5 protein-coding genes and 1 pseudogene are annotated in these 5,976 nt (G+C 38.0%); all 6 read right to left on the minus strand.

Annotation, left to right across the window (positions count from 1 at the left end):
• Positions 1-332, minus strand: a pseudogene (locus AC1DSE_RS28565) (phosphonoacetaldehyde hydrolase); the annotation flags it as partial.
• A gap of 705 nt (positions 333-1,037) precedes the next feature.
• Entirely contained in the window at positions 1,038-1,481 is a 444-nt protein-coding gene (locus AC1DSE_RS28570) for a cell wall hydrolase (protein ID WP_076270629.1), read from the minus strand.
• 206 nt (positions 1,482-1,687) lie between these two features.
• Entirely contained in the window at positions 1,688-2,284 is a 597-nt protein-coding gene (locus AC1DSE_RS28575; protein WP_477528579.1) for a hypothetical protein, read from the minus strand.
• Positions 2,285-2,456: 172 nt separating this feature from the next.
• Complete coding sequence (locus tag AC1DSE_RS28580; protein ID WP_477528580.1) at positions 2,457-2,969, minus strand: hypothetical protein; 513 nt, start codon at positions 2,967-2,969, stop codon at positions 2,457-2,459.
• 627 nt (positions 2,970-3,596) lie between these two features.
• Positions 3,597-4,298, minus strand: a complete 702-nt coding sequence (locus AC1DSE_RS28585; protein WP_477528581.1) for a class I SAM-dependent methyltransferase — start codon at positions 4,296-4,298, stop codon at positions 3,597-3,599.
• A 512-nt stretch (positions 4,299-4,810) separates the two neighbouring features.
• The coding region (locus tag AC1DSE_RS28590) for an MFS transporter (protein ID WP_477528582.1) at positions 4,811-5,976 on the minus strand (1,166 nt) is incomplete at its 5' end.

Here is a 5,976-nt window from a genome sequence, read left to right on the forward strand (position 1 = left end):
AACACTCCTGGTATCGGATCCGTATACGCTTTTAACGACTCCATCAAGGTCGATTCAAAATCGGAATATAATCGATCGATATCTTCTTTAACAGGTTCAGTACCGTACTTGTCAATCCATTGTCCCCGTACCCTATCCATCTGCAATATCGCTTGAATATGATCCCACTTCAACATGCCCATAGGTTCTCTTGCTTCCCGATTTGTGATGGGCACTCCCGCTTTATCGAATGATTCCAAAAATGCGTGCATTGGGGCAAAGCAACCATAGTCAATGACCGTTCCTGCCCAATCGAAAATGACCCCTTTAATGCGCTCGTTATTGTTGTCCATTACGTCTCCTCATTTCATTAACTTCGTCGAACAACTCTGATTATAGAGAATAATTCAAAAAGCCGCAATATAATTTGCTTTATTTTACGTACTTTTAACAATTCAATGCTTTTTTATGCTGTTTTAACATTGCGAAAACATAAAAAGCTGCAAAACGTGGGTTAAAACCACTCAATACTACATTTTCCTGATCAAGTGCTGCAAAAAACTGAGTAGTAATTAAGGCATCATAGGGAAGAACAAGCTTTCTTCCTGAGGGTTGTTGGTTATTGCCATCATTTTTTTCAAATACAACATTATGATTTATCCATTTATTATTAGAATGGAAAGGCTATTAGCTAGAACTAGAATGCTTAAGAATATAAACAAACAAAAAAACCTCCCCGCAGTACCCTGCAGAGAGGTCCCCTCTCATAAAATATCTTCTCATCTCGCTTATCCTTAAGTATTTCACGACTTCCAGGAGCCGCAGCGAATGCATAATCTCAYGCTCCAGCAGATACTAAAAGCTAACCTCATTCTTTTGTCTAATTTTCTTGTCATCCAACATCGAACGCCCTGCCACGTAGGTATAGTCTCCGAAACACTAAACACAAAAAAGCCGCGATTTACGCGGCACTTAATGAGATAAAGTTGTTGTCAACCGACACATGGCTGTGACAAGTCAGGTTATGAGATACTAATGAGCTCTTTGCATTTATAAAATTAAAACGTATTATAGATATTTTCACATTCTTCTCCGGTCGGTTCATAAAAGCAGTGCTTCTTCCATCGTCCTGCGAGCGGCTGATTATACCAAGTTGGCGGACATGGACCGGGATTTTCGAACGATCCTGGACGGAAATACCATAAGGAGAATTTGGCTGGCCAATTCCGCTCCCCATTCACTGCCCGTTGCGCCAGACGGCGTTCCCTGTCTCTTGCATTTTGATAGTACAAACTATGTTGCAACGCTTCGAACGCATGCTCCTGGTTGATCATTTGAGGAATTGTCCGGATATCTTTAAAATCGGAGCAATTCCCTCTTATTCGGTTAATGCCAACATTTCCAACAAGCAGCATTCCCATTTCGCCTTCGGTCTCAGCTTCAGCTCGAAGCAACCTTGCCAACATGTTAATATCCTGTTGCCTTGCTTTTACGACTGCCATTGACTCACCTCTTTAGATTTCTAGACTCATCATATTGTAGGTGAAGCGAATGTGTTACTCTGGCATAAGAAAGAGCGATAATAAATTGCCCACCACACTCTTCTGCCCGTTAGTTTAATGAAATATTGGTTGCTTGTTAAGATCTACAGTCCACTAATTATAAAAAGGATTACGTCTATTTCCAAAAGGTCCAGCTTGGCTGACAATCACTTTCTTAACTGCAACCCATTCAGTAGACTGATGAATTGTTTTTTCGTCGATGCCTCTTTATCATGCTTCGAGAATTCCAATACATATATTATTTTTTCTTGAATAGGTATGACTGCGAAATAGACGTCATGTGTGCCGGTCAGGCCAGAGGCGGCCGTACCGTTATCCGTGTCGAGCGTATAGAGCTTGCCGCTTCCGATGGAAGTATCAATTAATTCTTCATATTTAATTTCACTATGGTTCGGCTTATACATGTTAAAGCTGAAATCGACAGTATACGGGTACGTGACAACACTTCCGAGATTGATTCCATTCTCGTCGGTGAGGGATGCGCCAAAGTGGTCTTCCGTATTCAGGCTCCATCCCTTCGGCAGGGTCAATTCCAAATTGGAGATGCCGTTTTCGATCATTGAATTTGGTTGGCTTGATTTCGAATGTTCCCCAGAATCAATGGTGTTTTCGATATTCTGGTTTGGCGAAACAGATAAGTTGGTATGGTTATTCTTTGAGGCGATATCTTCCTGGTTATCAGAACAACCAGCAAGAACGAAAACCAGCAGTTGAACAACCAATAGCAGTTGCGTTTTTGTCATTCTTAGACTCCTTTTAGTTATTGAACTCAAACTAGAAGTAGAGATGGTGGATAAACAAATACATAATTTACATATTGGAAATATTCTGCCGTTAGTATGGATAAGGGTCGCCATGTAGTATCTCTTCTAAAATTGAACAATCGTTCTCCATTAGTACAACCCATTTTAATTCCTAAAATTCAATCGGTTTATTGTTTTTGTCAAAATACTGAATACCGCCAGTTCCTGTAGGAAATATAAAGCACTTCTGATTTGGTTCTTTTGTAAAGGTTCCTATTCTGGTTGTATAAGTGTTTATTTTATTTAAAATACTCTCATCGATGATAAATTCAACTAAGTATTTGTCAGAAAAACCTCCAATGAATCGCTGTGGAATCTTTGTCCCCTCTACATTCTCCCAATGTTTCGAAAATGTTCCATTACCTGATTGATCCAAGTAGAAACCTACCTCTGTATCGTTCTTATATGCAATTGCTGTGTACTCCTTGTACTTCACCAACTCAATTACGTTAATGTTATTGTCACTAATAAAGGCCTCAATAACTTTATCATCTGGTCTTACTGGTTGTGATATACATCCAATAATGAGGGTAGCAACAACTATCATTGTTAGAATTAATTTTATAKGAAACAGTTTACCCACCACCCAAATGATTTGCATTTGGCCTTTAATTTTTATCAACAATTGCATCACTCTTAGTTTAATAAAAATGAACAGGCTAACACTCACCTGCTCAACATTAAGTATGATTCAACTATCGTTCTCCGTCAGTAAAACAAGAATCCAACATTTTTTTATTCGAGCACTCCTTTCCAAAAAGACCGTTAAAACAAGAATTAACTCCCTGTACTAGAGATCATTGTTCCCGTAAATATAGACGCACATCGATAATAAAAGGTTCCTTTTTTTTAAAGTTCAATATTAAGTTGTACTGCCCTTTATTTGAGTAACAGCGGCTAATATTCTAAAAAAAGTGCCTTTAATTAATTGGTCAAAAAGCCGCTATAATGACCACCTGATAGTCGGGATAGCCAAATTTAGAAACCAGCATCTGTAGCTATAAGGTGTATGCTTTTAGTGTGTTTGGACTAAATCCCTTAATCTGCTTTTCGACTACATACAGTTTCCTTAATTCACCAAAATTCATAATAAAACTTCCCATTAGACCTAATAATTCTAGAGTTGCTTTTAATGAGAAGTTTTAATATAATTTGCGTTCCCCATTAGCACAATGATTCTCTTAAATCGAAGTTTGATCTATACTTCTCCCCAAAATATTTCAGTTTCATAATCGAATAGAACAAAACCATCCTAATTATTCCTATCAAATAGATTTCGCAGATCCGTCATCATCGGTTTGTAATTGGGATGCCCAGGTACAGGGCTGTAGGAAGATGATAGCAACCGGCCTCTCAAGCCCTCGAAATCAAACTCCTGGCTCATTCTGAATCGCACCTCATGCATCGTACCTTCCTTGAAAAAAGAGTGAAGCATCGACTGAGAAATGTTTTTATGATTAACTTTTACGTAGTCGGTTCCGTATGTATGGAGCAGTTGATCGTACTCTTCACGAAATGTAGTACCGCTTGTAAGACGGGAATTCCAGATTAGTATTACTCTCCCGCCCGRCTGTAGAATTCTACGAAACTCGGTTTGCGCTGCTAAGCGATCAAACCAGTGAAACGCTTGTGAGCAGACAATAAACTCAACCGACTGATCAGGTAATCCAGTAGATTCTGCAGAACCTGATATACTCTGAAAGTTCGGATTGCTTTCTAACATTTGCTCGGCGGCTACCCGCATTGCCTGATTCGGCTCGACCGCAATCACATAGCTTCCGCGTTCCAGAAGTAGTTTTGAAAAGATGCCTGTACCGGAACCGATGTCAGCTATTTTACTGTTCGAACGCAAACCGACGTAGTCGTACAAATAATCAACAGCCTCTTTCGGATAGCTCGGGCGATACTTCAAATATGAATCAACCCGGTTCGAAAAGCTTTCTTTACTGTTCATCTCACGTCACTCTCCTAGTATTTCTTACTTTCATTTAGTGAAGTGTATTTTTTAATTATTAAACTCTTGTGTCACTTCTCTTAAGTCGTTCCTAGGGCATTATATTTCATTTACTTTTATCCAAAAAGTGTAACTTGCGGTTTTCTAATTTCATGTTTTTGATTTGATCATTTCCATGCTAACCTCCCTATATGGAGAATCGCTTTTCTCTTAAATGCTCACGTTTTCTTAGATTTTGACCAAGTATTCTTCTTCTCAAATAGCATCTAGATGGAACGAAGTTGTGAATGAAGAAAATTATAGGGCTGGTAAAAGCACCAAAAGTCTCTACTTAGACCACCTTCCGTAAAAAATAGTTAATTCGGTAAAGTATGGTTGAACCTTTGAATCTCCACATATGCTCATGTTGATTATTTCTCCTAGTAAGCCATAGATGTAAAAAAAGAAATCAGCTTTCGAATGGTATTTTAAAAAAAAGAAATCGTCTGTTTATATATTTTTGAAAATCAGGATTAAATTTCTTCTATAGAAACTTGTTTTCTAGGACTAAATATGTTGTTTCTTAGCAAAATACACACCGCACCCAATATCAATGATAGTAATCCCCCTACTACAATGTATTGTGTACCGATAATTGATATAAATAATCCACCTACAGCTGTACCAATTGTTGTTCCTATATTAGCAGATGATAAAAATAATCCATTAGCGAAATCAGGAGCTTTGGGAGCTGCGGACGTGATCCAATATTGAGCGATATTACCTCCAATACCAGCTAATATTCCCCAAACCAAAGTAATGATAGCCATAGGTACAGTGAACTGTCCAAATGAGAATAACAAGATGTAAACTGCTCCTAATGTGAAAGGAAAAATTGCTACTGTTTTGATAGCATTTTTAGTAAGTAACTTCCCAGCCACAATGTTTCCAATAACATTTGCCCCACCGTATACTACTAACATTAAACTAATCGTTTTCCCTGAAATATTAGTAATGGTTTCAAGATACTCAGCAAGGTAACTGTAAACCCCAAATATTGCTGAATTTATAAAAACAACTGCGGCAATGGAAATCCAAGTAATGGAATTTTTTAATACGCTTAACTGTGATCCGTAAGTGAGTCTTTCCTTAACAGGCATAGATGGTACAAATAGCAATGTAGCAAGGAATGTTAAAGCATTAATGATAGCAAAGAATAACATGGCCATTTCAAACGAAGTTTCACTAGCTATAAAACTAGTAATTGGCACACCAAGTACCATACCTGCAGATACTCCCAACATTATTTTGGAAACAGCTTTTGGAGCTTTTTCATTGCTTACTGAGTTAGCAGCTACTGTCAATCCCATTGAACAATAAATGGGATGAAAAATAGCTGGAATCACACGAGCAATTAATGCAATTGTAAAGTTAGATGCAATTATCGAGACTAAGTTACCCAAAACAAACACACCAAGTACAAGTAACATTGCCTTTTTGCGATTTATTCCTGAAAACAATAGCGGCATACTTGGAGCAGAAATTGCAACCACAAGTGCAAAGAGACTCACAAACAATCCAGCTTTCGATACACTGACATCATAATAATCAGCAATCAAAGGCAATATACCAATAACACCCATTTCAGTATTCAAAATACCGAAAACTCCTACCGCCAATATAAATATAAGCAAATTAC

The sequence above is a fragment of the Paenibacillus sp. 01L418 genome (genome assembly GCF_056400045.1).

What these genes read in the sequence shown, in the direction of transcription:
- AC1DSE_RS28570 (WP_076270629.1), bottom strand. Translation starts at nt 1,481, where the DNA reads ATGGCAGTCGTAAAAGCAAGGCAACAGGATATTAACATGTTGGCAAGG.
- AC1DSE_RS28575 (WP_477528579.1), bottom strand. Translation starts at nt 2,284, where the DNA reads ATGACAAAAACGCAACTGCTATTGGTTGTTCAACTGCTGGTTTTCGTT.